This is a genomic window from Thermaerobacter composti (assembly GCF_033582035.1).
Taxonomy (GTDB): Bacteria; Bacillota; Sulfobacillia; order Thermaerobacterales; family Thermaerobacteraceae; genus Thermaerobacter; species Thermaerobacter composti.
The window spans coordinates 2,967,220-2,993,265 of record NZ_CP132508.1; the positions used below are offsets into that span (position 1 = coordinate 2,967,220).

25 protein-coding genes and 2 tRNA genes are annotated in these 26,046 nt (G+C 73.4%); 2 read left to right on the forward strand and 25 right to left on the reverse strand.

The window, feature by feature from the left end; translation table 11 throughout:
• Positions 1–30: 30 nt before the first annotated feature.
• Together speE and Q5761_RS12165 are read right to left on the reverse strand one after the other, a co-directional pair.
• Positions 31–990 carry a polyamine aminopropyltransferase gene (speE, locus tag Q5761_RS12160; RefSeq protein ID WP_318750718.1) on the reverse strand — a complete coding sequence of 320 codons (960 nt, stop codon included), beginning with the start codon at positions 988–990 and terminating at the stop codon, positions 31–33.
• 73 nt (positions 991–1,063) lie between these two features.
• Complete coding sequence (locus Q5761_RS12165; protein ID WP_135224580.1) at positions 1,064–1,525, reverse strand: pyruvoyl-dependent arginine decarboxylase; 462 nt, start codon at positions 1,523–1,525, stop codon at positions 1,064–1,066.
• Between the two features lie 349 nt (positions 1,526–1,874).
• On the opposite strand from Q5761_RS12165, the gene Q5761_RS12170 reads away from it, so the two are divergent.
• Positions 1,875–4,346: a PBP1A family penicillin-binding protein gene (locus Q5761_RS12170; protein WP_318750719.1), complete on the forward strand. Its 2,472-nt coding sequence runs from the start codon at positions 1,875–1,877 to the stop codon at positions 4,344–4,346.
• A 79-nt stretch (positions 4,347–4,425) separates the two neighbouring features.
• On the opposite strand, the gene Q5761_RS12175 is transcribed toward Q5761_RS12170, so the two are convergent.
• The 22 genes from Q5761_RS12175 to Q5761_RS12280 all read right to left on the reverse strand — a co-directional run bounded on the left by Q5761_RS12175 (position 4,426) and on the right by Q5761_RS12280 (position 23,575).
• Positions 4,426–4,911, reverse strand: coding sequence for a 23S rRNA (pseudouridine(1915)-N(3))-methyltransferase RlmH (locus tag Q5761_RS12175; RefSeq protein ID WP_318750720.1), 486 nt, complete (start codon positions 4,909–4,911; stop codon positions 4,426–4,428).
• A gap of 61 nt (positions 4,912–4,972) precedes the next feature.
• A complete protein-coding gene (locus tag Q5761_RS12180) occupies positions 4,973–5,320 on the reverse strand; it encodes a ClpX C4-type zinc finger protein (protein WP_318750721.1) in 348 nt (115 codons plus the stop codon).
• A 77-nt stretch (positions 5,321–5,397) separates the two neighbouring features.
• Complete coding sequence (locus tag Q5761_RS12185; protein WP_318750722.1) at positions 5,398–6,705, reverse strand: S1C family serine protease; 1,308 nt, start codon at positions 6,703–6,705, stop codon at positions 5,398–5,400.
• A gap of 16 nt (positions 6,706–6,721) precedes the next feature.
• Positions 6,722–7,600, reverse strand: a complete 879-nt coding sequence (locus Q5761_RS12190; RefSeq protein ID WP_243123691.1) for a hypothetical protein — start codon at positions 7,598–7,600, stop codon at positions 6,722–6,724.
• 328 nt (positions 7,601–7,928) lie between these two features.
• Complete coding sequence (locus Q5761_RS12195) at positions 7,929–9,338, reverse strand: peptidoglycan DD-metalloendopeptidase family protein (protein ID WP_318750723.1); 1,410 nt, start codon at positions 9,336–9,338, stop codon at positions 7,929–7,931.
• Between the two features lie 504 nt (positions 9,339–9,842).
• Positions 9,843–9,915 (reverse strand) — tRNA-Thr (locus Q5761_RS12200).
• A 121-nt stretch (positions 9,916–10,036) separates the two neighbouring features.
• Complete coding sequence (locus Q5761_RS12205; protein WP_318750724.1) at positions 10,037–11,407, reverse strand: hypothetical protein; 1,371 nt, start codon at positions 11,405–11,407, stop codon at positions 10,037–10,039.
• Positions 11,408–11,969: 562 nt separating this feature from the next.
• A tRNA-Asp gene (locus Q5761_RS12210) sits at positions 11,970–12,045 on the reverse strand.
• Between the two features lie 62 nt (positions 12,046–12,107).
• On the reverse strand, positions 12,108–13,403 hold the full coding sequence (locus Q5761_RS12215) for an adenylosuccinate synthase (protein ID WP_135224585.1): 1,296 nt from the start codon (positions 13,401–13,403) through the stop codon (positions 12,108–12,110).
• 76 nt (positions 13,404–13,479) lie between these two features.
• Entirely contained in the window at positions 13,480–14,811 is a 1,332-nt protein-coding gene (gene dnaB, locus Q5761_RS12220) for a replicative DNA helicase (RefSeq protein WP_135224586.1), read from the reverse strand.
• A gap of 4 nt (positions 14,812–14,815) precedes the next feature.
• Positions 14,816–15,265, reverse strand: a complete 450-nt coding sequence (gene rplI, locus Q5761_RS12225) for a 50S ribosomal protein L9 (protein ID WP_318750725.1) — start codon at positions 15,263–15,265, stop codon at positions 14,816–14,818.
• A 28-nt stretch (positions 15,266–15,293) separates the two neighbouring features.
• On the reverse strand, positions 15,294–15,626 hold the full coding sequence (locus Q5761_RS12230; RefSeq protein ID WP_135224588.1) for a MazG-like family protein: 333 nt from the start codon (positions 15,624–15,626) through the stop codon (positions 15,294–15,296).
• 271 nt (positions 15,627–15,897) lie between these two features.
• Entirely contained in the window at positions 15,898–16,125 is a 228-nt protein-coding gene (gene rpsR, locus Q5761_RS12235; protein WP_135224589.1) for a 30S ribosomal protein S18, read from the reverse strand.
• Between the two features lie 22 nt (positions 16,126–16,147).
• Positions 16,148–16,567 carry a single-stranded DNA-binding protein gene (locus tag Q5761_RS12240; protein ID WP_135224590.1) on the reverse strand — a complete coding sequence of 140 codons (420 nt, stop codon included), beginning with the start codon at positions 16,565–16,567 and terminating at the stop codon, positions 16,148–16,150.
• A gap of 104 nt (positions 16,568–16,671) precedes the next feature.
• A complete protein-coding gene (gene rpsF, locus Q5761_RS12245) occupies positions 16,672–16,965 on the reverse strand; it encodes a 30S ribosomal protein S6 (protein WP_135224591.1) in 294 nt (97 codons plus the stop codon).
• A gap of 232 nt (positions 16,966–17,197) precedes the next feature.
• Positions 17,198–17,446: a DUF951 domain-containing protein gene (locus tag Q5761_RS12250; protein ID WP_318750726.1), complete on the reverse strand. Its 249-nt coding sequence runs from the start codon at positions 17,444–17,446 to the stop codon at positions 17,198–17,200.
• 4 nt (positions 17,447–17,450) lie between these two features.
• Positions 17,451–18,230, reverse strand: coding sequence for a CvpA family protein (locus Q5761_RS12255; RefSeq protein ID WP_135224593.1), 780 nt, complete (start codon positions 18,228–18,230; stop codon positions 17,451–17,453).
• Between the two features lie 50 nt (positions 18,231–18,280).
• Complete coding sequence (locus Q5761_RS12260; RefSeq protein WP_135224594.1) at positions 18,281–18,991, reverse strand: ABC transporter ATP-binding protein; 711 nt, start codon at positions 18,989–18,991, stop codon at positions 18,281–18,283.
• Entirely contained in the window at positions 18,991–19,821 is an 831-nt protein-coding gene (locus Q5761_RS12265) for an ABC transporter ATP-binding protein (protein WP_371413484.1), read from the reverse strand. Before Q5761_RS12265 ends, Q5761_RS12260 begins: the two co-directional genes overlap by 1 nt.
• The gene (locus Q5761_RS12270; RefSeq protein WP_135224595.1) at positions 19,821–20,909 is read right to left on the reverse strand and encodes a branched-chain amino acid ABC transporter permease; all 1,089 of its coding nucleotides are present in this window, start codon (positions 20,907–20,909) and stop codon (positions 19,821–19,823) included. Before Q5761_RS12270 ends, Q5761_RS12265 begins: the two co-directional genes overlap by 1 nt.
• A 418-nt stretch (positions 20,910–21,327) precedes the next feature.
• The gene (locus Q5761_RS12275) at positions 21,328–22,233 is read right to left on the reverse strand and encodes a branched-chain amino acid ABC transporter permease (protein ID WP_135224596.1); all 906 of its coding nucleotides are present in this window, start codon (positions 22,231–22,233) and stop codon (positions 21,328–21,330) included.
• Between the two features lie 133 nt (positions 22,234–22,366).
• Positions 22,367–23,575, reverse strand: coding sequence for an ABC transporter substrate-binding protein (locus tag Q5761_RS12280; RefSeq protein WP_135224597.1), 1,209 nt, complete (start codon positions 23,573–23,575; stop codon positions 22,367–22,369).
• A 256-nt stretch (positions 23,576–23,831) separates the two neighbouring features.
• On the opposite strand from Q5761_RS12280, the gene yyaC reads away from it, so the two are divergent.
• Positions 23,832–24,881 (forward strand): spore protease YyaC, encoded by a 1,050-nt coding sequence (yyaC, locus tag Q5761_RS12285; RefSeq protein ID WP_167758840.1) that lies wholly within the window; start codon positions 23,832–23,834, stop codon positions 24,879–24,881.
• 6 nt (positions 24,882–24,887) lie between these two features.
• On the opposite strand, the gene Q5761_RS12290 is transcribed toward yyaC, so the two are convergent.
• Complete coding sequence (locus Q5761_RS12290) at positions 24,888–25,988, reverse strand: diacylglycerol kinase family lipid kinase (protein WP_318750727.1); 1,101 nt, start codon at positions 25,986–25,988, stop codon at positions 24,888–24,890.
• Between the last annotated feature and the right edge of the window lie 58 nt (positions 25,989–26,046).

The window sequence follows — 26,046 nt, forward strand, 5'->3', positions numbered from 1 at the left end:
CGGAGGCGCAGGCTGGCCGACCTGCACCCCTCAACGCCCCTCGGCGGCGGGGCGCCCGGGCGGCGCGACCGGGGATCCCTCGGCACCCGTCGCGCCCGCCTGGCCCACCCGCCCCGGCCGGTCGGGGAGGCGGTCCGCCGCCTCGTCCGCCGGCGCGCCGGACGGCAGCAGGTCGGCCACGAAGGGAGGCAGCACGAAGGCAGCGCGATGGACCTCCGGCGTGTAGTACCGCGTCGCCAGTCGCAGGGCCTCCCAGGCGCCAGCCCGAGGCGCCCGCGGGTCGGGACCGCGGGTGGCCACGCTGTAGGTCCACAGACCCCCGGGATACGTGGGGACCACGCCCCAGTAGAGGGCCGTGACGGGGAACACCGTCCGGAGCGATGCCTGGACGCGGCGGATCAGGTCGCGGTTGAAGAAGGGCGACTCCGACTGCTGGACGAAGATGCCGCCCGGCCGCAGGGCGCGGAACACCGCCCGATGGAAGTCGGTGCCGAAGAGGGCCACCGCGGGCCCCACGGGATCGGTGGAGTCCACGATGATCACGTCGTAGGTGTCGGGGCGCTCCTCCACGTGGCGGATGCCGTCGGCGAAGAAGACGCGCGCCCGGGGATCGTCGAAGGCGTTGAGCTCGGGCAGGTACCGCCGGGCCACCTCCACCACCCGCCGGTCGATCTCGGCCAGGTGGGCCTCCTCCACCGTCGGGTGGCGCAGGACCTCCCGCAGGACGCCCCCGTCGCCTCCGCCGATCACCAGCACCCGGCGCGGGTCGGGGTGGGCGAAGAGCGGCACGTGGGCCATCATCTCGTGGTAGGCGAACTCGTCCCGCTGCGAGGTCTGGATCACGTCGTCCAGGACCAGCATGCGGCCGAACTCCACCGTGTCCAGGACCATGACCTCCTGGAACGGGCTGCGCTCGCAGTGCAGGACCTGCCGCACGCGCACCGAGATGCGCAGATTCGCCGTTTGATCCTCCGTGAACCAGACCTGCACACCGGCCACCCCGCTCCGCCGCGCCGTCGTCGGGTTCCCCCGCGCCCTCGTCGGCCCGCCGGTGGACCCGCTCTCAGTACCACAGGACGGCGGCGGCCACCACCGCGCCCGGGCGGTCGCCGACCACCATCTCCGTCGCCGCCACCCGCACGTCCCGCAGGGCCATGCCCCGCCGCCGGAAGGCCTCTTCCACCATGGCGCGAACCGCACGCTCCGCCTCTTCGCGCGAGCAGTGCCCGGAATACTCCATGATCGTCCCGTAGTCGCGATCGGAGAAGCCCACCGCCACCGCCGCGGCGATGCGGTCGCCCTTGACGTCGCTGACCAGGCTGCCGTAGGCCGTGGGGGTCAGGGACCCCGGCGGGATGTCCAGCCGCTCGACCAGCTCGCACTCCGGTGGCAGGATGCTGGAGACCTTGATCAGGTTGAGGTTGCCGATGCCGGCGGCCAACAAGGCGTTGTCGAACGCGGTCAGCTTGTGGTCGCCCTCGCCGCTGCCCGCCACGACCGTGACCTTCTTCGGTGTGGGAAGCAACCCCGTCGCCTCCTTGACCGGCGGCCGCCGCGCCGTGGACGCCTTGGCACGCCACCCGCCCGCGCCTCCACCCGGCCGAAAACCATGGTGTAATGTATCGAAACCCTCCCGGCCATGCAAGGACGACCTGGGCGGCCATACTACCGGCGGGGGGTTGCCCATGGTCCGCCGGGGCGGCAGCCGGCACGACGGGACGAACCGGCCCGACGGCGCCCACGCGGCCCCGGGCGGCGCTCCGGCGGGGCGCCCCGGGGACGACGGGCCGTGGGCAGCACCCCGCGGCGCCGAGGCGTCCGGCGCCCCCCAGGGGGATTGGCGTCCCCGTCGCCGGCGCGGCGGCCCGCGGGGGATGGGCCGGCCTTCCCTCGCCCGCCGCGTGGCTCGCTGGGCGGCCCTGGCGGTCATCGCCCTCGCCCTGATGGGCGCGGGCGTCGTCGCCTTCGCTGCCGTGACGCCCCTGCCGAAGCCGGAGGTCCCGCAGGCCACGCTCATCTACGACGTGGACGGCCGCGTCGTGGCCAGCCTGTACCGGCAGAACCGCCAGCTGGCCCGCCCCGACGAGATCCCCGCCTCCCTGCGCCAGGCGGTGGTGGCGGCGGAGGACGCCCGCTTCTACCGGCACCACGGCTTCGACCTGGTGGCCATCGGCCGGGCCGCCCTCCGCAACCTCCAGGCCGGCCGCATCGTGGAGGGCGGTTCGTCCATCACCCAGCAGCTGGCCCGGACCCTCTACGACCTGTCCCTCGAGCGCACCTTCGACCGCAAGTTTCGCGAGGCGCTGCTGACCGTCAAGCTGGAGATGCGGTACAGCAAGGACGAGATCCTGACGATGTACCTCAACCAGGTCTACTTCGGGCGAGGGGCCTACGGGGCCAAGGTGGCGGCCCAGGAGTACTTCGGCAAGCCGCTGCCGCGCCTCACCCTGGCGGAGTCGGCGACGCTGGCCGCGTTCATCCGGGGACCGGAGCTCTACTGGCGCCAGCCGGATCGGGCCAAGGCGCGGCGCGACTGGGTCCTTTCCCGCATGGCGGAGCTGGGCATGATCTCGCCCGCCGAGGCGCGCCGGGCGCAGGCGGAGCCGCTGGTGCTGCGACCGCCCGACGAGGGCGAGGTCCGCGCGCCCTACTTCGTGGACTACGTGCGGGACCGCCTCGCGGCCACCGCACCCGAGGTGGCCGCGCGGCTGTACACGGGCGGCTTTCGCATCTACACCACGTTGGACCTGGACATGCAGACGGCGGCCGAGGCGGCCGTGGCCCGGCTGGACCAGGTGGTGGCGCCGCTGGGAGAGCACCAGGGGGTTCCCCAGCCGCAGGTCGCCCTGGTGGCCTTGGACCCGGCCTCGGGCGGGATCCGGGCCATGGTCGGGGGACGCGACTTCGCGACCACGCCCCTGAACCGGGCGGTGCACGCCCGACGGCAGCCGGGCTCCGCCTTCAAGCCGTTCCTCTACACGGCCGTCCTGGCGTCGGGGGAGCCGATCACGACGCCGGTGGCCTGCCGGGTGCGCCAGTACCCGGGCGGCGCGGGCGGCGAGCCCTACACCCCCCGCGACTACGGGGACCCGGGGTACCACGACGCCTTTCTCGACATCCGCAGGGCGGTGGCCGTCTCCGACAACGTGGTGGCGGTGGAGTGGATGGACCGGGTGAAGCCGCGCCGCGTGGCGGCCCTGGCCCGGCGGATGGGGATCACCTCCCCCTTGACCACCCAGCACCTGACCCTGGCCCTGGGCGAGTCCGCGGTCACGCCCCTGGAACTGGCGCGGGCCTACGCGACCCTGGCCAACCTGGGCCTGCGGGTGGAGCCCTTCGCCATCCTCCGGATCGAGGACCGCGACGGGCACGTGCTCTTCCGCCGGGAGCCGCGGGCGGAGCGGGTGATCGCCCCCGAGGTCGCCTGGCTCGTGACCGACGTGCTCAAGAGCGTCTTCGATCCCGCCTACGACGGCACCGCGCGGGCCCTGGGCATCGGGCGCCCGGCGGCGGGCAAGACGGGCACCACCGACGCCTCCCGCGACGTCTGGTTCGTCGGCTACACCCCGGACCTGGTGGCCGCCGTCTGGATCGGCAGCGACGACTTCGCGCAGCGCGTCCTGCTGCCCGGCGGGGCGGGCGCCACCGGGTCCAGCACCGCCGGCCGCATCTGGCAGGCGTTCATGCGAGCGGCGCTGGACGGGCTGCCCGCCCGCGACTGGCCCCGCCCCGAAGGCGTGGTGCGGGCCAGCGCCTGCACCTTGACGGGATCCCTGGACGCCCCTCGCTTCCAGTGGCGGGAGGAGTGGTTCCTGGCGGGTCACGTCCCGGCCCCCAACTGCCTCGCCCTCCTCCAGGACCCCCACGTGCGCGAGGATCTGGCGGCCGCCGGGCAGGCACCCCGGGGCCTGGTTCCGCTGCCGCTGCCCTCCCTCCCCGACGGCCCCGGCCTGCTGCCAGAGGGCAACCTGCCGCGCGGTGGTCCCGCCCAGGGAGGCGGCGCCACCGGCGGCGACCGGGCAGGAGGGGCCGTCCCCCCCGAGGAACGACCCGGCCCCGAGCCCGGACGGGACGACCGCGGCACCGGCGGGGAAGAGGGCGGCCCCCGGGCGACCGAAGCGGAGCCCGACCCCACCCCGGGCCAACCTCCCGCGGCGGGCCATGGTGCGCGCCGACCCCCGGACTCCGGGGTGCCGCCGGAGGGCGGCGATCCCACGGGAGCCCATCCCGATCCCGGTGGCCAGGACGGGGCGGGCCCCGGCAGCGATCGGGGCGCAGAAGCCCCCGCGGACGGTGGAAGGCCCGGCGAGCCGCCCGTCCCGGACCGCGGCGGCCACGTTCCCTAGCAGGGGTGCGCGATCCCCGCGGCTCCGTCCGGCGCGGGGCTCGCCACGGTCCAGCGGTTCAAGGAGTGGGTCGCCTCATTCAGTAGTGGTAGGGCTCCCCCCGCAGGATACGGAAGGCGCGGTACAGCTGCTCGAGGAGGATCACCGGCACCATCTGGTGGGGAAAGGTGAGATGGGAGAGCGACCAGCGCTCCCGCGCGCGGTCGAGCACCGCCTGTGCCAACCCCAGGGGACCGCCGATCACGAAGACCAACCGGCTGTCACCGCCCACCATGCGCTGGTTGAGCCATTCGGCCACGTCCTCCGAGCTCAGGGTTCGACCGCGCCGGTCGAGGGCGACCACGTAGGCGCCGGGCGCCAGCGCGTTCAGCAACCGCTGCGCCTCGACCTCCAGCACACGGCTCACCTCTGCCGGGGTGAGGCGGGACGGCAGGGGTTCGCCGGGAACCCGCCGCTGGCTGACCCGCGCATAGCGCCCGAGGCGGCGGGCATATTCGTCCGCCGCCCGCCGCAATGCAGGCTGGTCCAGCTCGCCGACGGCCAGCAGTTCGATGTGCAACGGCAACGCCCTTCACCCCCGGCCCCATCATGCCCCACAGGCCGGAGCAGCCAAGCCGACCCACCCATCACCTCGCGCCGACGCCCGCCTCGCCTCCCCAGCCCGGCGTTGCGGCCGCGGGAACGGACCGCCAGAGACGGAACAGGCGCCGCCACCAGGGAGTCCCACGCGGCGCCGAGCCGTGCGGTGGGAGCGCCTCGCCGGGGTGTACCGAGCGCTCCCGCTCGGCGTGGATGATCTGCTGGCACAGCGCCACGCACTCGTTGCAGATGGCCGCGGTTTCGCCGGCGACGATGTGCTCCACTTGATCCGCGGTCTTGCCGCAGAAGGAGCAGACCCGCACCAACCCCCCCACCTCCTTGACGCCGAGCCGGTCGTCCCCATCGTACCACACCCCTGGCACCGGCTGGGTCACAGGGATGACCTGAATGGGGCCCTACGTGTGGATGGCCGCGGGCTGGCCCCCGCCGGATCCCGAACACGGCCTACGCTTCAGCGGCCCAGCTCTGCCAGCTGCACGGTGACCCGGCGGGTGGCCCCGTCCCCCGCCACCTCGAGGACCACCCGCTGACCCGCAGCCTTGCCGTCGACGATGCGCAAGAGGTCCACCGTGTCATGCACCGACTCACCGTCGCAGGCGATCACCACCTGCCCCCGGCGCAGGCCGGCCCGGGCGGCCGGGGAGCCGGGTTCCACCCGCCAGATCACGGCACCGCGTCCCTGGGCCAGGGCCGTGGCGAACTCGATCGCCCGGTCCGGTTCGGACCGGGCCAGCGCGGCGACCTGGACCACGTCGACCACGTGCACGCCCAGGGCCGCCCGACGCACGCGGCCGTGGCGGATCAGATCGCTGGCGATGCGGCGGACGTCGTTGGCCGGGATGGCGAAGCCGAGGCCCTCGAAACGGTCCTGGCGCCCTCCGGCCCCGGCGATCTTGACCGTGTTGAGGCCGACCACCCGGCCGTGGGCATCCACCAGCGCACCGCCGCTGTTGCCGGGGTTGATGGCGGCATCGGTCTGGATCAGGCGGAAGATGCGCTCCCCGACCACGGGCACCGCCGTGGGGGGCGGCACCGGCTGGAACAGCTCTTCCCGCACCCCGCTGACGATCCCGAGGCTGACGGAGCGGAAGAGCCCGGCCGGACTACCGATGGCGGCCACCCACTGGCCCACGCGCACCTGGTCGGAGTCGGCGAAGGTCGCGGGCTTCAGCGGGCCGGTCGTGCCGGGGTCCACCCAGAGCACCGCCAGGTCCGAGAACGGGTAGTCTTCCGCCACCAGTCGGGCCGGGACGCGGCGGCCGTCGGGCAACAGCACCTCGATGCGGTCGGGGTGCCGGTGGTCCGCGCGCCGTCCCCCTTCGTCCCCCGACGGGCCGGTCCCGCGGGGGGGCGTCGGGTGCCCTCGCTGGCGGCCGGCGCCGGCGACGCCCGGCTCCGCGACGCGGGGCATGGCGACCACGTGGTGGTTGGTCACGATGAAGCCGCGGGCGTCGAACACCACCCCCGATCCCGTGGCGCGGGCCGCGACCACCGGCTTGCCCGTGATCGGGTCCGGCCGCAGGTAGGTGCTGATCACGCCCACCACGGAGGGGCCGGCGATGCGGTGGACGATCTCCGCGGGTGACGGGGTCGGCGACGCGGCCAGCCGCCAGGACCAAGGCCCGGGGAGGTCGGGCTTCAACCCGAGCACCAGCGCTGCACCGACCAACCCGCCCACGGCGCCGGCCGCCACGGCCAGTACCCATCCGCGGGCCAGCCGGCGGGCGGCGCCGCGCAGGGCGTCCTCGAAGCCGTTCACGGACCTGCCTCCTCGCTCAGCGCCCGGATCCCCCGGGCAGCAGGCGGGCCGGATCGACCCCGTAGATGCGGGCGGCGGCCACGGCGAAGGGCTCCCCCGCGGCCAGCGCCTCGGCCAGGCGCGGCAGCGCACCGCCGCCGCCCCGCTCCGTCAGGCGATCGTAGAGGCAGAGGGCGGCCCCGTAGGCCTGGTCGGTCGGCAAGGAGGCGAAGGCCCCGTTCAGGTCGGACCACGCCACCCGCGGGCAGGTCCCGGCCCACCCAAAGGTGAAGCCGGTCACCGCGCGGTCGACCGCCTGGGCCAACCCTTCCGTGAACCAAGCGGGGTAGTTGCCCAACGTGTTCCAATCCAACAGCCAGTGCGCCAACTCATGGGGCACCGGGCCCAAGCGTGCGAAGGTGTCCCGGTTGGACGCCCACGTCCGGGGGTCGGCCACGTGGATCACGCCCGCCGCGTACAACCCGAGGGGCGGGTCCCGGGGGTCCCATCCGAAGGTACGCGCCAGTTCTTCCGGCGATGCGTGGACGACGAACACGACGGGCTGGGCCGGGATGGGCAAGCCCGTCATGCGGGCCACCCGCGGCAGGGACTCCAGCGCGTAGTCGCGCACCCACTCCGCACCCTGGCGGTGCCCGGTCCGGTAGACGACGCGGACGCGCCCGGCGTCGAGGCGCTCCCAACCCGGCCGCGGCCACTGGGCGACCACCCGGGCCGCGGTGAGCCGCCCGACCCAGGCCAGCTGCCCAGCCCGCACCACGGGCGAGGCCCCACCAGGCGCCACCCCGAGCGCAGTCAGCAGGAGCGCCAGGCACCCGAGCGCCGCCAGGCGGCGCCAGGAAGGCCACCGTGGCACCGTCGGCAACACGGGCCCCGACGTGGCATGGCGAGGAATCATCGTGGCTCCTCCTCCGGTTGCTCCCGGCTTCCTTTGTACAGCGGGACCGAAGCGGGCACCACGAAGGAAATGCCAAGCTCTCGCCAGAGCTTGCCGGGCGCGACGTCCCCTCGGCAGTGGCGTTTCTTCGGGGGTGGGACGAAGCCCGGTGGGGGAGGAGGAGCGGCCGGACGCCGCGCCGTGCCCCTGGGGCGATCCGCGTGGCCTGGTTCAACGGCATGCAGAACGGCCCGGCAGCACCGGGCCGTTCGTCCCATCGAGGATGCGCAGGGGATGCTCGGTGGCAGAGGCCGCCATGGTGCCGCCCGCGCCGGCGCGGATGGCCGCCTTAGGGGAGGAAGCCCAGGGGCGGGACGGCGCAGCCGGGACTGGTGCAGCGCCGGACCTCGAAGTGCAGGTGGGAACCGGTGCTGCGGCCGGTGCTCCCCACGTAGCCGATCACCTGCCCCTGGGCGACGGCGTCCCCCACGTCCACCGCGATGCGGCTCATGTGGGCGTAGAAGGTGTACAGACCGCTGTCGTGCCGGATCTGGACGGCGTAGCCGTACCCGCCGTCCCAGCCCGCACTGACCACCGTCCCGCCGTCGGCGGCGCGGACCGCCTGGCCTGTGGCGCCGTCGATGTCGATGCCGGTGTGCATCGCCCCCCACCGGGGACCGTAGCCGGAGGTGATGCGTCCCCGCAGCGGCCAGATCAGCCGGCCGGTGCTGACACCCGCCACCGGCTTCGTCCCGATGACCAGGATGCGGTCCACCGGCTGGCGCGTCACCTGTTCCTCGACCTTGCGCTGCTCGACGATCCGACCGTCCCGGCGTCGCAGGGCGTAGGTGATCTGCTTCTCGCCGTACTCGCCCTCCTGCTTGACCCGTTGCTTCCCCGCATCGAGGTTCGCGTCGTACTCGCGCCTTGTCGCGAAGGGAATCCGCTCCGTGACCGTGAGCACCTCTTCCGACTCGAAGCTGATCCAGGGCTCGGGCACGTTCAACCGCAGCTCCTCCCCCGGTTGGAGCCGCTGGGGATCCACGCCGGGGTTGGCGCCGAGGAGCTCCGCGACCGTCATCCCGTGGGCGGACGCGATGGTCCAGGGCGACTCGCCGGCGCGGACCACGTGGACCCGCTGCGCCTGCTTGCCGCCCATCAACTGGGCGAGGACGTCCACCGCGTCGCGCACCCGGTCGGCGGGCACGTCGTCCCGCTCCTCCAGGCGGATCGACTGCTGGATGGTGACGCGGCGGACATCAAGCCTCCCGCCCTCGACGCTGGCCTCCAGCCTCCGTGCGTACCGCGCCTTCAGCTCGTCGAGGACCGATTGGGCGGCCTCCTTGGACGGCAGCGCCGCCACTTCCTGGCCGTCGACCACCAGCACGGTGGCGCGCGTCAGGAAGTCGCCCGCTGCCTGCAGCCGTTCCGCGAGCGCCTGGAGCGACAAGGTCTCGTATCGTTCATGGGTGATGATCTGTTCGACCGCGGGTGGGTTGGCGAGGCGTACCGGGAAGCCGTACTCGCGGCTGGCGTTCCGCTCGGCGAGCGCGACGGCGTCGCCGACCGTCTCCTGGCCGGCCACGTAGCCCAGCGGCCTGCCGTCCATGACCACCCGATAGTAGGTGGATTGGGACTGGACGTAGACGGTGGTCCCAAATAGGTAGACAACGATGGCGGCAGGGACGAGCGCAGCCCACCATCGCCGGCTCCCCGGAGGCGCATGGGAGCCGATCCACGCGAGGACTCGCTTGTACACCGACGGATGCTCCCTCCCCGGAGAATGCGGAACCCGACAGAGGGAATTCGCACCGGCGGGGCGTTTTCCTGCCGCCATCGCCCGCCGGGACGAACCGGCCTCCGGCCTCCCGCCGACGGCGCGCGGCGACAGGGCGGCCGGGCGTGCGCTTCGACGATCGGCGCCCCGCCGCCACGCTGCCGGTGGCTGCCGGCACGGACCGCGCGTCGCCGCAGCGGTGCGGGGCCATGCCGCCGGCGGGTTCGTGAGCTCCTACAGCCCGGGCAGGCGCGGGCGACGAGGCCGATGGTCATCTCCCGCGCCCCACCGGGGCGGACGCGGCCCTACGACCACGTGCTGGCGAGGCTGCGCGACGAGGCATCGGATCGGATGGGACCTCGGGGCGCCGGCGGGTTGCGCCGGAAGAGCAAGCCGCCCTCCGCAGGGCGGGCGGAGCGGAGGGCGGCGACTTCGCGGGAATGCGTCAGAGGATAACGGATGGCGGACCAAAGGCGAGAGACCTTGAGCTGGTGGGGGGATTCGAACCCCCGGCCTGCGCATTACGAGTGCGCTGCTCTGCCTGCTGAGCTACACCAGCCCGCTGCTGCGACGGACCCGGCCTGCGCCGCCGAGCGCCGCGCCACCGGCCCCGTGGCCCGACGGTCGGCAGGCCGCGCCGCGGCGACACTGCCTGCGCTGGCGCGCAGACCAAGCCCATTCTAGGCCCCGCCCGAAGGCGCCGTCAAGCCACCGGCGTCGGTGTCCGCAGCCATGGCGGGATGGGAGCCCTCCCCCAGCCCCTCGGCGTCGGTGGCGACTCCCGGTCCGCGCGGGGGGCGCGCCGCCCGACGGTATCGCCAGCGCAACGTGAGGAAGCCCACCAGGTCACCCAGCAGGCGACCGGCCACGTAGAGGGCGAGAGCGCCCCAGAGGGCGTACTGCAACAGGGATAGGGGATAGCCCCACAGCGGCACGCGCAAGCTGCGCCAGGACACCCATCCCGCCACCACGGGAAGGGCCAGCAGCGGGAGCAGCGCGGTCCATGCCCACGCATCCCGTCGCCGCCCCAGGCGCCAGAGCCCCGCGCGCAGGCCCACGAAGACGAGCCACGTGGTGGCCAGCAGCCACAGCACGTCGCGGCGGCGGGTCACCCAGCGGCCCCACATCCCGGCGGTGTCGACGGCGGCGACGTGGATCTGGGCCGGCGCCCGCGCCCAACGGCGTTCACCGGCCGGGCCGAGGGCAGCGCGCTCGGACTCGGCTCCGTCGTCGCCCAGCGGCGGGGAGGGTTCGGCGGCCGGGGGTGCGCCCGCCAGATCGGCCACATACCCCCTCGGGACCGCCACGTGGACGTCCACCGGACCGAAGCCGGCCCACGCCTCCGGGTGGAGGGGCACGATCAGCTGGTGCACCGGCGCGATGTAGCGGCCACCGTCCCAGCCCAACGGCACCCGCGGGTAGTGGAGCTGCAGGTGGTGATCCCGCTCGGGTCGCAATGCCACGTCGAGGGCGAGGGCCTGGGGTGCGCCCGACGACGCCATCGCCTGGGGAACCGGATAGAAGCGCCCGGTCAGCGGATCCAGCCAGTGCACCATGTCCTGGCTCTCGGCGCTGGGCTCGTCCGGCACGCCCCCGGCGGCGGCGCCCGCGGCTGGGCTGGGACGCTGGGCGGGTTCGCCGCCCGCCCCCTCCGGGGTGGCCACGGCGTCCCCTGGGCGGTCGGGTGCTGCGTAGAGGTCGACGGGCCGCCCGTCCCACCGCACCGCGACGTCCGGGGTGGCGAGGACCCGCAGCGTCAGGTGCTGCGGCCGCGCCTGCCCCTCGGGGAGGCGCAGCGTGTACCGCGCGTCCAGCACCGCCGTCACGCGCGCCGGCATGAGGGCGAGGCGGGGGCGCTCGGCGTGCACCTCGACCGCCACCACCAGCCGCTGCACGGACACTGGGGCGTGGCCCGAGCCGGCGGTGGGCGCGGGGATCACGCCGCCGACCGGGATGGCCGCCATCGCCCGTGGAAGTCCCTGGGCGGCCGCCGGTGTCGGCCAGAGGACGCCGGCAGCGACCAGGCAGAGCACCACCACGACCCTCGCCACGGACCGTCCCTCTCCCGTCCGCCCTCCGGCGGCGGACCACCGGGTCGTCGTCGCCCAGCGTGGCGGCCCCAGGCTCCGGCGATCCGGCCGGTGCGACCCGGTACGCCAGCGGACACCGCCGCCCTGGTGGTCCACGGCCCGCCCCCGCCCTGGCCGCTCCCGCGCCGGCGCGGAACCGGCCGCGCGCGCCTCCGGGCGATCCCCATGCACTGCCGCGTTGCGGGTGACACCGACCTCCCGTCGGTCGCCCGGCCCGGCCTGGCGCGATCCCCGGCTGTGGGGCCAGCCGTCGCCCTCGCTTCGCCGGTTCCGGCCACAGGCCCCGTGGCCCCGCCGCGTTGGCGGGCCTTCGCCGCCGGCGGTCGCGGTTCCTGCCCCCCGCCGCCGACGGTCCCCTGCCCCGGGGGCTGGGGGCGCTCGATTTGGGCGCTCCCGGTTGATCCCGCCGGGGCCGCCACGGCGCGCCGCCCGGAAAAGCAGTGAGCCCGGGTTCCCGCCACCCGGGCTCGAAGGCGGTCGCATCGTGACCGAAACCAGCGCACCACGGCCAATTCAGCTGTCGTGGCGGAGGCGACGGGGATCGAACCCGCGATCTCCGGCGTGACAGGCCGGTGTGTTAACCACTACACCACGCCTCCAACCGTCGCGTTCCGGCGGGGCCGGACGCGCTGGTCATTCTAGCACCCGGCCGACGCGGGTGTCAACGGGGCCGCGGTACGAAGACCTCGCGCAGGCCCATGGTCTGAGCCCGCTCGCGCCCGACGGAGACCAGCACCACCGGCACGCCCACCAGCTCCGCGATGCGTTCCAGGTACCGGCGCGCCTCGGCCGGCAGGTCCTCCCACCGGGTCAGGCCGGAGAGGTCGGCGGGCCATCCGGGCAACTCCTCGTAGACCGGACGACACCGGGCGAGCTTCAGGGCGCCGGTGGGCATGTCCTCCACGCGCCGGCCGTCCAGCTCGTACGCGACGCAGATCCGTACCCTCTCCAGGCCGCCCAGGGTATCCAGCCGCGTGATGGCGAGGCCCGTCATCCCCGAGACCCGGGCGGCGTACCGCAACACGACGGCGTCCAGCCACCCGCAGCGGCGGGGCCGTCCGGTGGTGGTGCCGTATTCGTGGCCGCGCCGGCGGATCCACTCGCCCGTCTCGTCCAGCAGCTCGGTGGGAAAGGGGCCATCGCCCACCCGGGAGGTGTACGCCTTGGCGACGCCGATCACCTGGTCGATGCGCGTGGGACCGACGCCGGAGCCGATGCACGCGCCGGCGGCCGTCGGGTACGAGGAGGTGACGTACGGGTAGGTCCCGTGGTCCAGGTCCAGCATCGTGCCCTGCGCGCCCTCGAACAGCACCCGCTGCCCGGCGTCGATGGCGTCGTTGATCAGCTTCCAGGTGTCCGTCACGAAGGGCCGCAGGCGCTCGGCGTAGCCGAGGTACTCCTCCAACACCTGCTCGTAGTCGTAGCCCTCGACGCCGTAGACGCGCTCGAGCACGCGGTTCACCTGATCGAGGTTACGGCGCAGCAGGCGACGGAACTGGGCCTCGTCCAGCAGGTCCTCCACCCGGATCCCCGTGCGCGCGGCCTTGTCCCGGTAGGCCGGGCCGATGCCCTGGCGGGTGGTGCCGATGCGATCCTCGCCCCGACCCGCTTCCTCCAGCTCGTCCAGGCGCTTGTGGTAGGGCATGATGACGTGCGCCGCGCCGCTGACCGCGATGGCGTCCACGGCGTGGCCGCGTTCTTCCAGATACTCGACCTCGCGGAGGAACACGGCCGGATCCAGCACCACGCCGTTGCCGATCACGCAGCGCTTGCCGTGGAGGATGCCGGAGGGGATCAGGTGGAGCCGGTACTCGGTGTCGCCCACCACCACGGTGTGGCCCGCGTTGGCCCCCCCCTGGTAGCGCACGACCACATCGGCTCGTTCCGCCAGGTAGTCGGTGATCTTGCCCTTGCCCTCGTCGCCCCACTGGGCGCCGACGATGACCACCGTGGACATGCTGGGTCCCCTTTCCCGACGACATGAGCCCCTCCGCGGCCTCGCCGGGCACGGGCGCGCGGCCCCGCGCCCGCGGTCACGCGAGGGCGTGCCGGGTGTCCAGGTTGCCGAAGCGGCCGAACTCCTTCAGGAAGTATAGCTTCACCGAGCCCGTGGGGCCGTTGCGCTGCTTGGCCACGATGATCTCCACCACGTTCTCGGCCGCCTCCTCGGGGTTGTGATAGATGAAGAGCACCACATCGGCGTCCTGCTCGATGGCGCCCGACTCGCGCAGGTCGGAGAGTTGTGGCCGCCGGTCCTGTCGCTGCTCGACCGCCCGGCTCAGCTGGGAGAGGGCGAGTACCGGGATCTTCAGCTCGCGGGCCAGCGCCTTCAGCGAGCGCGAGATCTCCGAGATCTCCTGCTGGCGGCTCTCCACTCGGCCGCGCGTGTGCATGAGCTGCAGGTAGTCCAGCACCAGCAGGCCGATGTCGTGCTCCGCCTTCATGCGCCGCGCCCGCGCCCGCACCTCCATGATGGACAGATTGGGGGTGTCGTCGATGAACACCGGCAGCTCGCTGAGGCGGCCGATGGCGTCGGTGAGGCGAGGCCAGTCGTCCTCCGCCAGCATGCCGGTCCGCAGGCGCTGCTGGTTGAGGCGTGCCTCGGCGGCCAGCAGCCGCATGGCCAGCTGGTCCCGGGACATCTCCAGGCTGAAGACGCCCACCGGGTAGCCATGGGCGGCGGCGTGGACGACGATGTTCATCGCCAGGGTGGTCTTGCCCTGGGACGGCCGGGCCGCCAGAATGATCAACTCCGAGGGGTGCAGGCCCGCCAGCATGCTGTCCAGGTCGCGAAAGCCCGTGGGCACGCCGATGGTCTCGCCCTGGTGTAGGTACAGGCGCTCGATGTGTTCGAAGGTGTCCACCAGGACGTCGCGGATGGAGGCGTAGCTCTGCCGCCGGCGGTCCTGGGCGATGGCGAAGATCGCCTGCTCGGCCTGGTCGATCTGGACCTCGGCCGGGTCCTGCCCCTCGTACGCCCGCCGCGCGATGTCCGTCGCCGCGGCCACCAGGCGCCGCAGCAGCGCCTTCTCCTCGACGATCCGCGCATAGTGCTCCGCATTGGCGGCCGTCGGCACCGCGTTGGCCAGCGAGGTCAGATAGGCCAGGCCGCCGACCCGTTCCAACAGGCCCCGCTGGCGCAGGGCCTCGCTCAGCGTGATGGTGTCGACGGCCTCGCCCCGCTCGAACAGCTCGGCCGCCACCTCGAAGATGCGCTGATGCGCCTCACGGTAGAAGTGGGAGGGCTCGAGGATCTCGACGACCCGAGCCAACGCCTCGCGGTCGATCAGGATGGCGCCGAGGACGGACTGCTCGGCCTCGACGCTCTGGGGAGGAACCCGCTCGGCCGGTGGCAGGCTGGTCACGGCTTCACGCCTCCGGGCGCACCGTCACCGTGATGTGGCACGTCACCTCGGGGTGCAGGCGCAGCGCCACCCCATAGGAGCCCACCTGGCGCAAGGGCTCGGGCAGCTCGACCCGTTTCCGGTCGACCTTGACCCCGAAGGCGCGCTGCAGCGCCTCGGCCACGTCCTGGCTGGTGACGGAGCCGAACAGGCGGCCGTTCTCGCCGGCCCGCGCCCGCACCTCGACGGTCTGGCCCTCGAGGCGCTGCGCCACGGCGCGGGCCTGCGCCAGCTCCTGCTGAGCGCGGCGCTGGCGGGCCGCCTCCTGTTGCTGGAGCTGGCGGAGCACCGCGGGCGTGGCCTCCCGGGCCAGGCCGCGGGGAAGCAGGAAGTTGCGGGCGTATCCGTCGGCGACCTCCTTGACCTCCCCCTTGCGGCCCAGGCCCTTGACGTCCTGCAAGAGCACGACCTTCACGGCCCATCTCCTCCTCCCGCCGCGGCGCCTATGCCCCCGCCGCCGGTCGGGTGCGCCGCTCCAGGTGCTGGCGGATGGCGCTCAGATCGCCGAAGCGCTCTTCCAGGTAGTGGCCGGAGAGCGCCTCGGCCGCCAGACGACGCACCACCTCGGCCTCCAGGCGCTCCACGGGGATGCCGGAACGCCGGGCCAGGGCGTAGACGGTGATCTGGAGCGCGGCCAGCGCCTCCAGCAGCCGGGCCGGATCCCGCTGGAGTCCCGCCCGCAAGACCGCGCCGGCTCCGCTGACCAGCTCGGCCTTGAGCCAGTCCAGGACCTGAAGGCTCTCCGTGATGTCCAGGCCCGGTACGGGATCGTCCACGGCGCCGGCTCCTTCCTTGCGCGCCGCCCCTCCAGCGGCCGGTGCGGACCCGCCCGCGAGGGGGGCACGGCGCGGCCCCACGGCCAGACGTTCTCCAGGACGGGCGGCCTTCCCTCCGGCACGGCCCACCTCGCCAGGGCCGCGCCGGGGACGCGCAAGGCCCGCCGCAGCGGCGGGCCTTCAGCAGCCACCGGAAGCGCGGTCGTCCTCGCGCCGCCCCGGCGGATGCGTCGCGCCGTCCACGAACGGGGTAGGCTTCCCCGTCCCGGTCTCAGTCGATGGTGAACGGCAGCAGGGCCATGATCCGCGCCCGCTTGATGGCACGGGTCAGCTGGCGCTGGTGACGCGCGCAGTTGCCGGTGATGCGGCGCGGGAGGATCTTGCCCCGCTCCGTCAGGAACTTGCGCAGGCGGCCGCTGTCCTTGTAGTCCACCACCGCGATGCGGTTGACGCAGAACTCGCAGACCTTGCGGCGCTTGCGCCGATCACGGCGCCCCATGTCGCGTCGCAACCTCCTCGGCTCAGAAGGGGATGTCGTCGTCGGGCAAGCCGGTCACGTCCCCGAAGTCGGCCAGCTCTTCCCCCGCCTGGGTGTCGGCTGTCGTCCCGCGGTCGGCCCCGGGCGCCCGGTCCAGGAACCGGACGTCGTCGGCCACCACCTCCGCGACGCGGCGGCGCTGCCCGTCTTGGGTCTCATAGGAGCGCACCTGGAGGCGGCCCCGCACCGCCACCAGCCGCCCCTTGCTGAGGTGGTTGGCGCACGTCTCCGCCAGCTTCCGCCAGACGACGACGTCGATGAAGTCGGCCTCCCGCTCACCCTGCTGGTTGGTGAAGGGGCGATCCACGGCCAGGGTGAAGCCGCCGACGGCCACGCCGCTGGGCGTGTAGCGCAGCTCCGGATCGCGCACCAGCCGGCCGATCAACACGACCACGTTCAACACCGGTGGGACCCCCTCCCGGGTCGCAGCCCGCGGGTGGACCGCCCGGCGGGTCGGCCGCGCCCCGCCCCACGGCTGCAAGCCGGACCAGCCTGCTCGGGCGCCCGTCAGGCCACCTTCTCCCGCAGGATGATCATGTGGCGGATGATGCCGTCGGTCAGGCGGATCACCCGCTCCAGCTCCTGGGTGACGCCGGGCGGGGCCTGGAAGCGCACCACGGTGTAGTGCCCCTCCTGGTAGCCGGCGATCTCGTAGGCCAGGCGGCGGCGCCCCCACACGTCGACCTGCTCCACGGCCCCGCCGCCGTCGGCGACGACCTTCTGCAGTCGGTCGAGGATCGCCTTCTGGGCGTCGTCGTCCAGATCCGGGCGGGTGATGTACATCATCTCGTAGGCGCGCACGGCGGCACCTCCTTCCTCTGGGCGTGCGGCCCCCGCCAGGGCGCCCGGGCGGGCGCCGGCGGGAGCAGGAAGGCAACGAGACGGGACGACCCGGCCGTTCGCCGGGCCACACGCCCTACCTTAACGCCGGGGGTGGCGGGTGTCAACGCAAGGGCCGACGACGCCCCCCTATTTCCCGGGCAATGGACCGGTGTTGACCCGGCGATGGCCGGGCTGGTTCGGATGTCGGCCGTCACGGCTGGGATGGCGCGTCGGACCCCGTGCCGTCGGTACCGGCCGGCGGACGGTTCGGGCCGCCCAACACCTGGCGCACCGCACGCTCGAACTTGCGTCGCGGCATGAGGACCAGGTGGCCGCATCCCAGGCAGCGGATGCGAAAGTCTATGCCCACCCGCAGGACCTCCCAGCGGTCGGATCCACACGGGTGGGTCTTGCGCATGCGGACGATGTCGCCCAGGTAGAACTTCTTGGGACCGCTCACGGCGTCACCCCGCCCCCTCCCATGACGAGCCGGCGGCCGCGGTCAGGCGTGACCACAGCGCTTGCCAGCCCGCGACCAACCAGGTTGCGAGCCGCGCCTGCTCCAGCGCGTCCCACCCGGAGGCGCCGAACGGGGTCGGTACGTGCCCTCGCAGCTGGTGCACCAGCACCAGCACCCCGCCCGCCACGATGGCGCCCTCGCAGCCGCCGAGCAGGAGGCCCAGCCATCGCTCCCACGGCGTCCGCCGGAGGGCGGGGAGCGAAGCTACAATGCGTCGCGCCACGGCGCCCAGGACGAGGCCGAGGGCCAGCGGGACGGCGTAGAGGCAGAGGTCGGCGATCACCGCGCCCGCCAGCGCCGTCGCCAGGAGCTCTCCCACCGTGGCCCCCGGGGGGATGGTGCGCGCCGCCTCCCGGACCAGCCGCCCCCATCCGTCCTCGACCGACGGGGCTCCGGCGCCGCGGGCGAGGAGGTCCAGCGCCCTTAGCAGGGTGGCCGGCTGCACCGGCGCCCGCAGCAGGTCGGCCGGTAGCCACGCGGCGAGCCACGGCTCGACGAGCCGGGCGAGTCCCGTCACCAGGCCGCGGGCCGCTGCCCAGGCGATGACGTCGTCCGCGCGACCGGCCAGCCACGCGGCGGAGGCGACCATGGCCGCCAAGCCGGCCAGCGTCGCCAGGCCGCCGCGGCGCGCACCGCGCCATGCAGAGGCGAGCAGGACCGCGACCAGCGCGCCATCGACCACCCAGGATCCCGGTGGCGTGGCGACAGGGGATCGACCCTCCATGCCGTCGCCCTTCCCTTCCGCCCCGCCACGGCGGACGCGTCCCCGCGGCATCAGGCACCCAGGTAGGCCTCGCGCACCTTCGGGTCGTCGATCAGACGGGCGGCGGGTCCGGAGAGCACCAGGCGTCCGCTCTCCAGCACGTAGGCGCGGCTGGCGATCTGCAGCGCCTGGTGGGCATTCTGTTCGACCAGCAGGATCGTGACCCCGTCGCGCTGGTTGATCTCCTTGATCGTAGCGAAGATCTCGCGGACCAACAAAGGCGCCAGGCCCAGCGACGGTTCGTCCAGCAAGAGCAGCCGGGGCCTCGCCATCAGCGCCCGGCCGATGGCCAGCATCTGCTGCTCGCCCCCGGAGAGGGTGCCCGCCAACTGGTGCTGGCGTTCCTCCAGGCGCGGGAACTTGGCGAAGACCTCCTTCATCCGCGCCTCCACGTCGGCGGCCGCCCGCACCGTGTAGGCCCCGAGCTCCAGGTTCTCGCGGACCGTCAGGGGGGCGAACACGCGTCGCCCCTCGGGCACGTGGACCAGCCCCGCCTCGACGATGCGGTGGGCGGGCCACTGGGTGATGGCGCGTCCGTCGTAGACCACCTTGCCCGCGCGCGGCCGAATCAGGCCGCTGATGGTGCGCAGGGTGGTGGTCTTCCCGGCGCCGTTGGCGCCCAGCAGGGCGACGATCTCCCCCTCGGCCACCTCGAGGGACAGGTCCTGGACGGCCTTGATGGCCCCGTAGGCGACGCTGAGCCGTTCGACGTGCAGCAGCATCAGACCGCCTCCTCGCCCAGGTATGCGGCGATGACGGCCGGGTTGCGGCGGACCTCGTCGGGCGTGCCCTCGGCGATGGTCCGCCCGTGGTCGAGGACGACGACCCGTTCGCAGACGGTCATCACCACGTCCATGTGGTGCTCGATGAGCAGGGTGGTCAGGCCGAACCGCCGGTGCACGTCCTCGATCAGGTCCCGGAGCTCGCGGGACTCGCTGGGGTTCATGCCGGCCGCCGGTTCGTCCAGCAGCAGGACGCGGGGCCCCGTGGCCAGGGCCCGGGCGATCTCCAGGCGGCGCTGCTCGCCGTACGGCAGATTGCGAGCCAGCTCCCCCGCCCGGTGGCTGAGCCGGAGGGTCTCCAGCAGCTCCAGGGCGCGGCGGGTCACCGCTTGCTCCTCCGCGTGGAACCCGCGGGTGCGCAGGATCGCGGACAGCACCCCCGTGCGGGTTCGCGCGTGGAAGGCGGTGCGCACGTTGTCCAGCACGGTCATGTTGGCAAATAGACGGATGTTCTGGAACGTGCGCGCGATCCCCAGCTGGGTGATGCGGTGGGGACGCATGCCGACGATGGAGCGGTGGAACAGGCGGACATCCCCCGCCGTGGGCCGATAGATCCCGGTGATCAGGTTGAAGACCGTGGTCTTCCCCGCGCCATTCGGACCGATCAGCCCCACCAGCTCCCCCTGCCGGAGGGTGAGGTTGAAGTCCGCCAGCGCCACCAGGCCGCCGAAGCGGATGGTGAGCCCCGCACACTCCAGGACCACGGGCAGGGCCTCGGCGGCCGCGCTGGTCGAACCCTGGTTCGTGGCGCCGATGGCCGGCCTCTCCATCAGGCCGCTCCCCCCCTCGGGACGCCGGGGCGGCGGGCGGCGCCATAGAGCGCCCGCCCCACGCGGCCGATCTGCTCCCACGTCAGCTCGACGCCGCCGAACAGTCCCCGGGGGCGCACCAGCATGGTGAGGATGAGGAGCAGCGAGAACAGCACCATGCGCACCGCCGGCGGGTCGATGGTGGCGGGCAGGTGCAGGGCCTGCATCCAGTTGGGCAGGGCCTGGTTGACGTAGGTGAAGAACAGGGCGGCGGCCACCGCCCCGGTGGTGCTCCCCATGCCCCCGATGACGACGATCACCAGGATGAACACCGAGTTCATGAAGCCCGCCAGGGCCGGGTTGAGGTACAGGTACTGGTGGGCGTGCAGGCCGCCGGCGATCCCCGCCAAGGCGGCGCCGATGGTGAAGGCCAAGACCTTGTAGCGGGTGGTCGGGATGCCCATCGCCTCGGCGGCCACCTCGTCGTCCCGGATGGCGATGCAGGCGCGGCCGTGGGTGGAGTGGACGAAGTGCCACACCACCTTGATCGCCAGCACGGCCAGCGCGTAGGTCCAGGCAAAGGTGGTGTGGCGCGGGATGCCGATCAGGCCCTGGGCGCCGCCGACTTCGATCACGCGGGAGCCGACGGGCACCTCGTCGATCAGGGACAGCAGCACGCTGATGATCTCCCCGAAGCCGAGGGTGGCGATGGCCAGGTAGTCGCCCCGCAGGCGCAGGCTCGGGATGCCGACCAGCAAGCCGGCGATGCCCCCGGCCAAGCCGCCGGCCGCCAGCGCCACGGGGAAGGGGATGTCGAAGAACTTGGTCAGGATCGCCGCGGCGTAGCCCCCCACCGCCATGAACCCCGCGTGGCCGATGGACAGCTGGCCGGTGTAGCCGAGGATGAGGTTGAGTCCCACGGCCATGATCACGTAGATGCCCGCCTGGATCAGGACCACCTGCAGGTAACGGTTCCCCGCCGCCCAGGTGAGCAACAGCTGGTACAGGCCGACGATGACCACCAGCTGCAGCAGCCACCGGCCGACGACCACGGGCCAGGGCGTCGTCCGCAGGGTTGCCGCCGCGGTTGCCGGTGCCAACTCGCTCACCGCTTGACCTCCTTTGGGTCCGTGTCCCTCGCGCCCGCCGCGACGCCGTACGGGATGGGCCGCTCCGCGCCGCCGTGGCGCGGGCCCGACGCTCCCCGGCGCCGCACCCCGGCTCGCAGGTCCCGCCCCCCGGGGCCGCGACCCGACGGTCCGCCGCGCGCGGTCCGCAGCGCCCCTCCCGGGTCGGACGTCCGCCGGCGGCGACGCGACGGGCCGACGGACCGCACCGTCGCGGGGTCGGACGGGCGCCCGGCCTTGACGCCAACGGGCCGTGCCGATCCGAGGTCCGGAAGCCACCGCCGCGATCCCGACGCCACCACGACATCGTCGGCGGCGCCGCGGTCCACCTCCGGACCGGCGGCCGGGGCCCATCCCGGAGCCCCCTTGCAGCGCCGCCCGCCACGGTGGGCACACGGCGTCAGACCTTGTCGTAGACCCGCTCCCCCAGGAGCCCCGTGGGCTTGAACAGCAGCACCGCGATCAGGATGAGGAAGGCCACGGCGTGCGTCAGCTCCGACCGGACCGAGGCGACGGCGACCTCGGCCAGGCCCATGATCAGGCCGCCCACCATGGCCCCGGGGATGTTGCCGATGCCGCCGAGCACCGCCGCCACGAAGGCCTTGAGGCCCGGCAAGATGCCCATGAAGGGATCGATGCGGGAGTAGGTGACGCCGACCAGCACGCCGGCGGCGGCGGCCAGGGCGGATCCGAGCATGAACGTGGCGGCGATGACGCGGTTCACATCGATCCCCATCAGCCGCGCGGCGTCCAGGTCGAAGGCCACCGCCCGCATCGCCTTGCCGATGCGGGTGCGCATCACCAGGTAGTGGAGGAAGGCCATCATCCCCAGGGCCACGGCCAGCGCCACCAGGAAGCGGACGTTCAGGAAGACGCCGCCCAGGTCGACCTGGTACGCGGGGATCAGGGCCGGGAAGGGGCGTGGGTTGGGCCCCGCGATGATCTGCATCAGGTTCTCCAGGAGCAGCGAGACGCCGATGGCGGTGGTCAGGGCCACCAGCCGTGGCTGGTTCCGCAGCGGCCGGTAGGCGACCCGCTCGATGAGCCCCCCCAACAAGGCGCACCCGACCATCGCGGCCAGGAGCCCGACGACGAAGAGGAGCAGCCCCTGACCCGTGCCGAGCCGCCCGCCGGCCACCGCGGCGGTGACCGCGAAGGCCAGGTAGGCGCCCACCATGTAGACGTCGCCGTGGGCGAAGTTGATCATCTTCACCACGCCGTAGACCATCGTGTAGCCGACGGCGATGAGGGCGTAGACGGCCCCGAGCTGGATGCCGTTGATCAGCTGTTGGATCGCGATCTCCACCGTCGCCAACCCTCCCGACCCCCGGAAGGTGGGCGCCGCCCGAACCCGGGCGGCGCCCACCTCCCTGGGCGGTCTCGCGTTGCCTCGGCCGACGCGGCCCGCGCTGGCGCGGGCCGGGTGAAGCCGCGCCCCCTCACTGGGGGGACACGGTGGTGACGTACTTGTGGCCGTCCTCCGTGGTCTGCAGCACCACCGCGTCCTTCACGGGGTTGTGGTTCTCGTCGAAGGTGATGGTCCCCGTGACCCCCTTGAAGCCCTGGGTCTGCTCGAGGGCGTCGCGGATCTGCTGCGGATCCGTGGGATCGCCGCCGCTGTCGATCACCCGCTGGATCGCGTCCAGCAGGAGATTCGCGGCGTCGTAGCCGAGGGCCGCCAGGGCGCTGGGATCGCTGCCGTACTCCTGGCGATAGGCCTCGACGAAGGCCTTCGACTCCGGGTTCTCCTGCTCGATGGAGTAGTGGTTCGAGAAGTAGCCGCCGAGGATCGCGTCGCCGCCCAGTTCGTACAGCTGGCTGTCATCCCAGCCGTCGGGGCCCAGCAGGGTCGCCTTCACCCCGACCTCCCGCGCCTGCTGGGCGATGAGGCCCACCGGGTTGTAGTAGTCGGGCAGGAAGAGCACGTCCGGATTGGCCGAGGCGATGCTGGTCAGCTGCGCCCGGAAGTCCTGGTCGCCGGTCTTGTAGCTCTCGACCTTGACCACGTTGCCGCCCAACTCCTTGAAGGCGGCCTCGAACGACTTGTACAGCCCCTCGCTGTACGGGTTCGCGAGGTCGTAGAGGATGGCGGCCGTGTCCGCCTGGAGCTGCTCGCGGGCGAACTTGGCCATGACCTCGCCCTGGAACGAGTCGTAGAAGCAGGCCCGGAAGATCCATTGCTTGCCGGGCGTGAGCTGGTCCGCCGTGGAGGTGGGGGAGATCATGACCACGCCCTGCTCCTCCAGCACCTCGGACACCGGGATGGAGATGCGGGAGGAGACGGAACCGATCACGACCACCACCTGGTCCTCCGTCACCAGCTTCTGGACCCGGGCGACCGCCTCGGCCTCGTCGTTCTTGTCGTCCTCGGTGACCACGTCGATGGTGTAGTTCCCCACCTGGTTGTTCTTCTGCTTGAAGGCGAGCATGGCGCCGTTGCGGGTCTGTTCGCCGAACTGGCTGATCTGCCCCGTAAGCGGCATCAGCAGCCCGACCTTGATGGTCCCGCCGCCACCGCCCCCGGCGCCCCCGCCGTCGCCGGAGCTGGGGGTTCCCCCGCCCCCGCCGCATGCCGCCAGAACCAGCGATGCCGCGGTCAGCGCGGCCAGCGCCGTCCGGCGGGCCCATGGCACGTGCCGTGCACCCACCCAACAATCCCCCCTGCGATGGAGTTTAAACGGGTGATTCAACGGAAAGGGGACGACTCCTCCCGATGCGCGGGGTTATTCGCAGGGGACCGGCTGGATGCTGCTGAATTCCGTCGACGGGCGTCGCTGAATACCTTTCGCGCCCGCAGCCATATACTTCAGCGGCGTCCCTCACCGGGAAGGCGGACCCGCGGGATCGGCGTCGTCCCGGTCTTCCCCTCGGGGGATGCCGGCGGCTGGCGGGAGGGAAGCCGGCGTGTCCCGACCTGATGCCCGGCCGGCTCGCCCGGGGCCGGCGCCGCCCCCGTTCCGGGCGGAGCTGCGGGTGCGAGCCGACGACCCGGACGGGTGGCGTCGCCTTGGCGACACCCTGGCCCGCTGGCTTGCCCAGCGGGGTGGTCGACGCGTAGCCGTGGTCTGCATCGGCACCGACCGTTCCACCGGCGATGCCCTGGGACCCCTGGTGGGCACCCTCCTGGACAGGCATCGCCCACTGCCGCGGGAGGCGGTGGAGCTGCTCGGGACCCTGGACGAACCGGTCCACGCCGGCAACCTCGACCAGGCACTGGCCCGGTTGGCCGCCCTCGGTCCCGGAACGACGGTCTTGGCCATCGACGCCTGCCTCGGCCGGAGCGAGAACGTGGGGACCATCAGCGCGGGGCGCGGGGCATTGCAACCGGGCGCCGGGGTCAACAAGAGTCTGCCCGCGGTGGGCCACCTCTTCGTCACGGGCACGGTCAACGTGGGCGGCTTCATGGAGTACTTCGTCCTGCAGAACACCCGCCTCGGCCTGGTCCTGCGCATGGCCGAGGCCATCGCCGCCGGCGTCGCCTGGGGGCTGCGGCTGTACCTCGGGCAGAGCCCCGAGAGCGACGGCGATCGCGGGACGGCCGGCCATCCCGGGGGTCTCCCGCCCGACGGAGCGCCGGCCGTGGGTGATGAGGGTGATCGGGGCCCCCTCAAGGAGTGGGCGGCGCGGGAGGGTCGTCGCCCCGCGGGTGCTCGGGGGATGGACGCTCTGCCGGCCGGGCCGCGGCCGCGTGCCCTGGCCGGCGCGGCGGCGGCCACCGTGGCTGCGGCCTCGCCCAGCAGGACCGAAGCCGGCCGCTGGCACCGGGGATCCGGCGAGGAGGACGATCCAGGCGGCATCGGGGCTCGCCGCACCGGGTCGGCGCCGACCGCGCCGGGGGCGCCGCCTGCCCTGGGCAGCCGCACGGGCTACGCCGTGGACGACGATCCGGCGGGACGGGGAGCGCCGTGGCTGCCGGAATCCTGCCGGTTGCGCCTGGGCCGGCTGTGGCGGTGAGGCGCCTCACCACCCTTCGCGGTCGCCCGGCGTCGGCGCCGGGGTGGCCTCGGGGGCGCCCGGCCGCATCGACGGTCCCGCGCCGACGCGGCCCTGGTCCGGGCCGTCGTCCGGCTCGACGGCCAGCCGGGCGGGGCACGGCACGGCCTCGCCCGGCATGGCCGGCCGCGCCGGTTCCTCCGCCTCGCCTGGGCAGAGGGAGCGCTGCCGCCCGTCCCTCGCCGGTACCAGGACCACCATGCCGCCGGGGAAGTTGCAGTAGCGGACGGGGAGGTGGCCCACCGGTTCGCCGTCGGCGTGCACCGCCACGGGCTCCGGGCTGCGGATCGCCACGGTGCGGCCGCGCAGGCTCCTCACCCTGGGGTGGCGGACGTGGGTGCCGCGGAACACCCGTGGAAACACCAGGAGCGTCTCCAGCTTGCCCAGGTCGCCGATGAGGAGGACGTCGAAGCGCCCGTCGTCGGGGCAGGCGCCGGGCAGGATGTGCATCCCGCCGCCGTAATAGGGCGAGTTCCCCACGACGGTCATCAGGGCGACGTGACGATGGGTGCGTCCGTCGATGTCGATCTCCATCGGCACGTTCCGGTATGCCCGCAGCGTTTGCAACATCGCCAGCACGTAGGGGACGGCGCCCCGCCCGGGGCCGCCGGACTGCGCCACGCGCCGCGCCACCTCCGCGTCGAAGCCGACCCCGCTGACGTTCACGAAGTAGCGGCCGCCCGCACCGGTCTCGAGGTAGCCGAGGTCCAGACGACGCCGCCGCCCCCGGGCGAGGAGGTCGGCCACCGCCCCCGGGCTGGCCACGATCTCGAGCCCGCGGGCCAGGTCGTTGCCGGTCCCGAGCGGCACCACGGCCAGCGGGGGGCCGTCCGGTCCCGTGCCGTTGACCGCCTCGTGGACCGTGCCGTCGCCCCCGGTGACCAGCAAGAGATCGACCTTGCGGTCGCGGGCTCGGCGCGCCATGTCCCGGGCGTCGCCGGGACCCGAGGTGAACCAGACCTCCAGCTCGAAGCCGCGGTCCCGCAAGGCGGCTTCGAAGGCCGGCCAGGCCCGACCCGCCCGCCCGCGGCCGGCCACGGGGTTGACTATGGCCACGATGCCTGGCAATGCCACCGTCTCCTCTCTGGGGACGCGCCGCCGGCCGCGCCGGCCGCGGTCGGGGAAG

What these genes read in the sequence shown, in the direction of transcription:
- Q5761_RS12170 (WP_318750719.1), top strand. Translation starts at nt 1,875, where the DNA reads ATGGGCCGGCCTTCCCTCGCCCGCCGCGTGGCTCGCTGGGCGGCCCTG.
- Q5761_RS12190 (WP_243123691.1), bottom strand. Translation starts at nt 7,600, where the DNA reads ATGATTCCTCGCCATGCCACGTCGGGGCCCGTGTTGCCGACGGTGCCA.
- Q5761_RS12215 (WP_135224585.1), bottom strand. Translation starts at nt 13,403, where the DNA reads ATGTCCACGGTGGTCATCGTCGGCGCCCAGTGGGGCGACGAGGGCAAG.
- rpsR (WP_135224589.1), bottom strand. Translation starts at nt 16,125, where the DNA reads ATGGGGCGCCGTGATCGGCGCAAGCGCCGCAAGGTCTGCGAGTTCTGC.
- Q5761_RS12255 (WP_135224593.1), bottom strand. Translation starts at nt 18,230, where the DNA reads ATGGAGGGTCGATCCCCTGTCGCCACGCCACCGGGATCCTGGGTGGTC.
- Q5761_RS12260 (WP_135224594.1), bottom strand. Translation starts at nt 18,991, where the DNA reads ATGCTGCTGCACGTCGAACGGCTCAGCGTCGCCTACGGGGCCATCAAG.
- Q5761_RS12265 (WP_371413484.1), bottom strand. Translation starts at nt 19,821, where the DNA reads ATGGAGAGGCCGGCCATCGGCGCCACGAACCAGGGTTCGACCAGCGCG.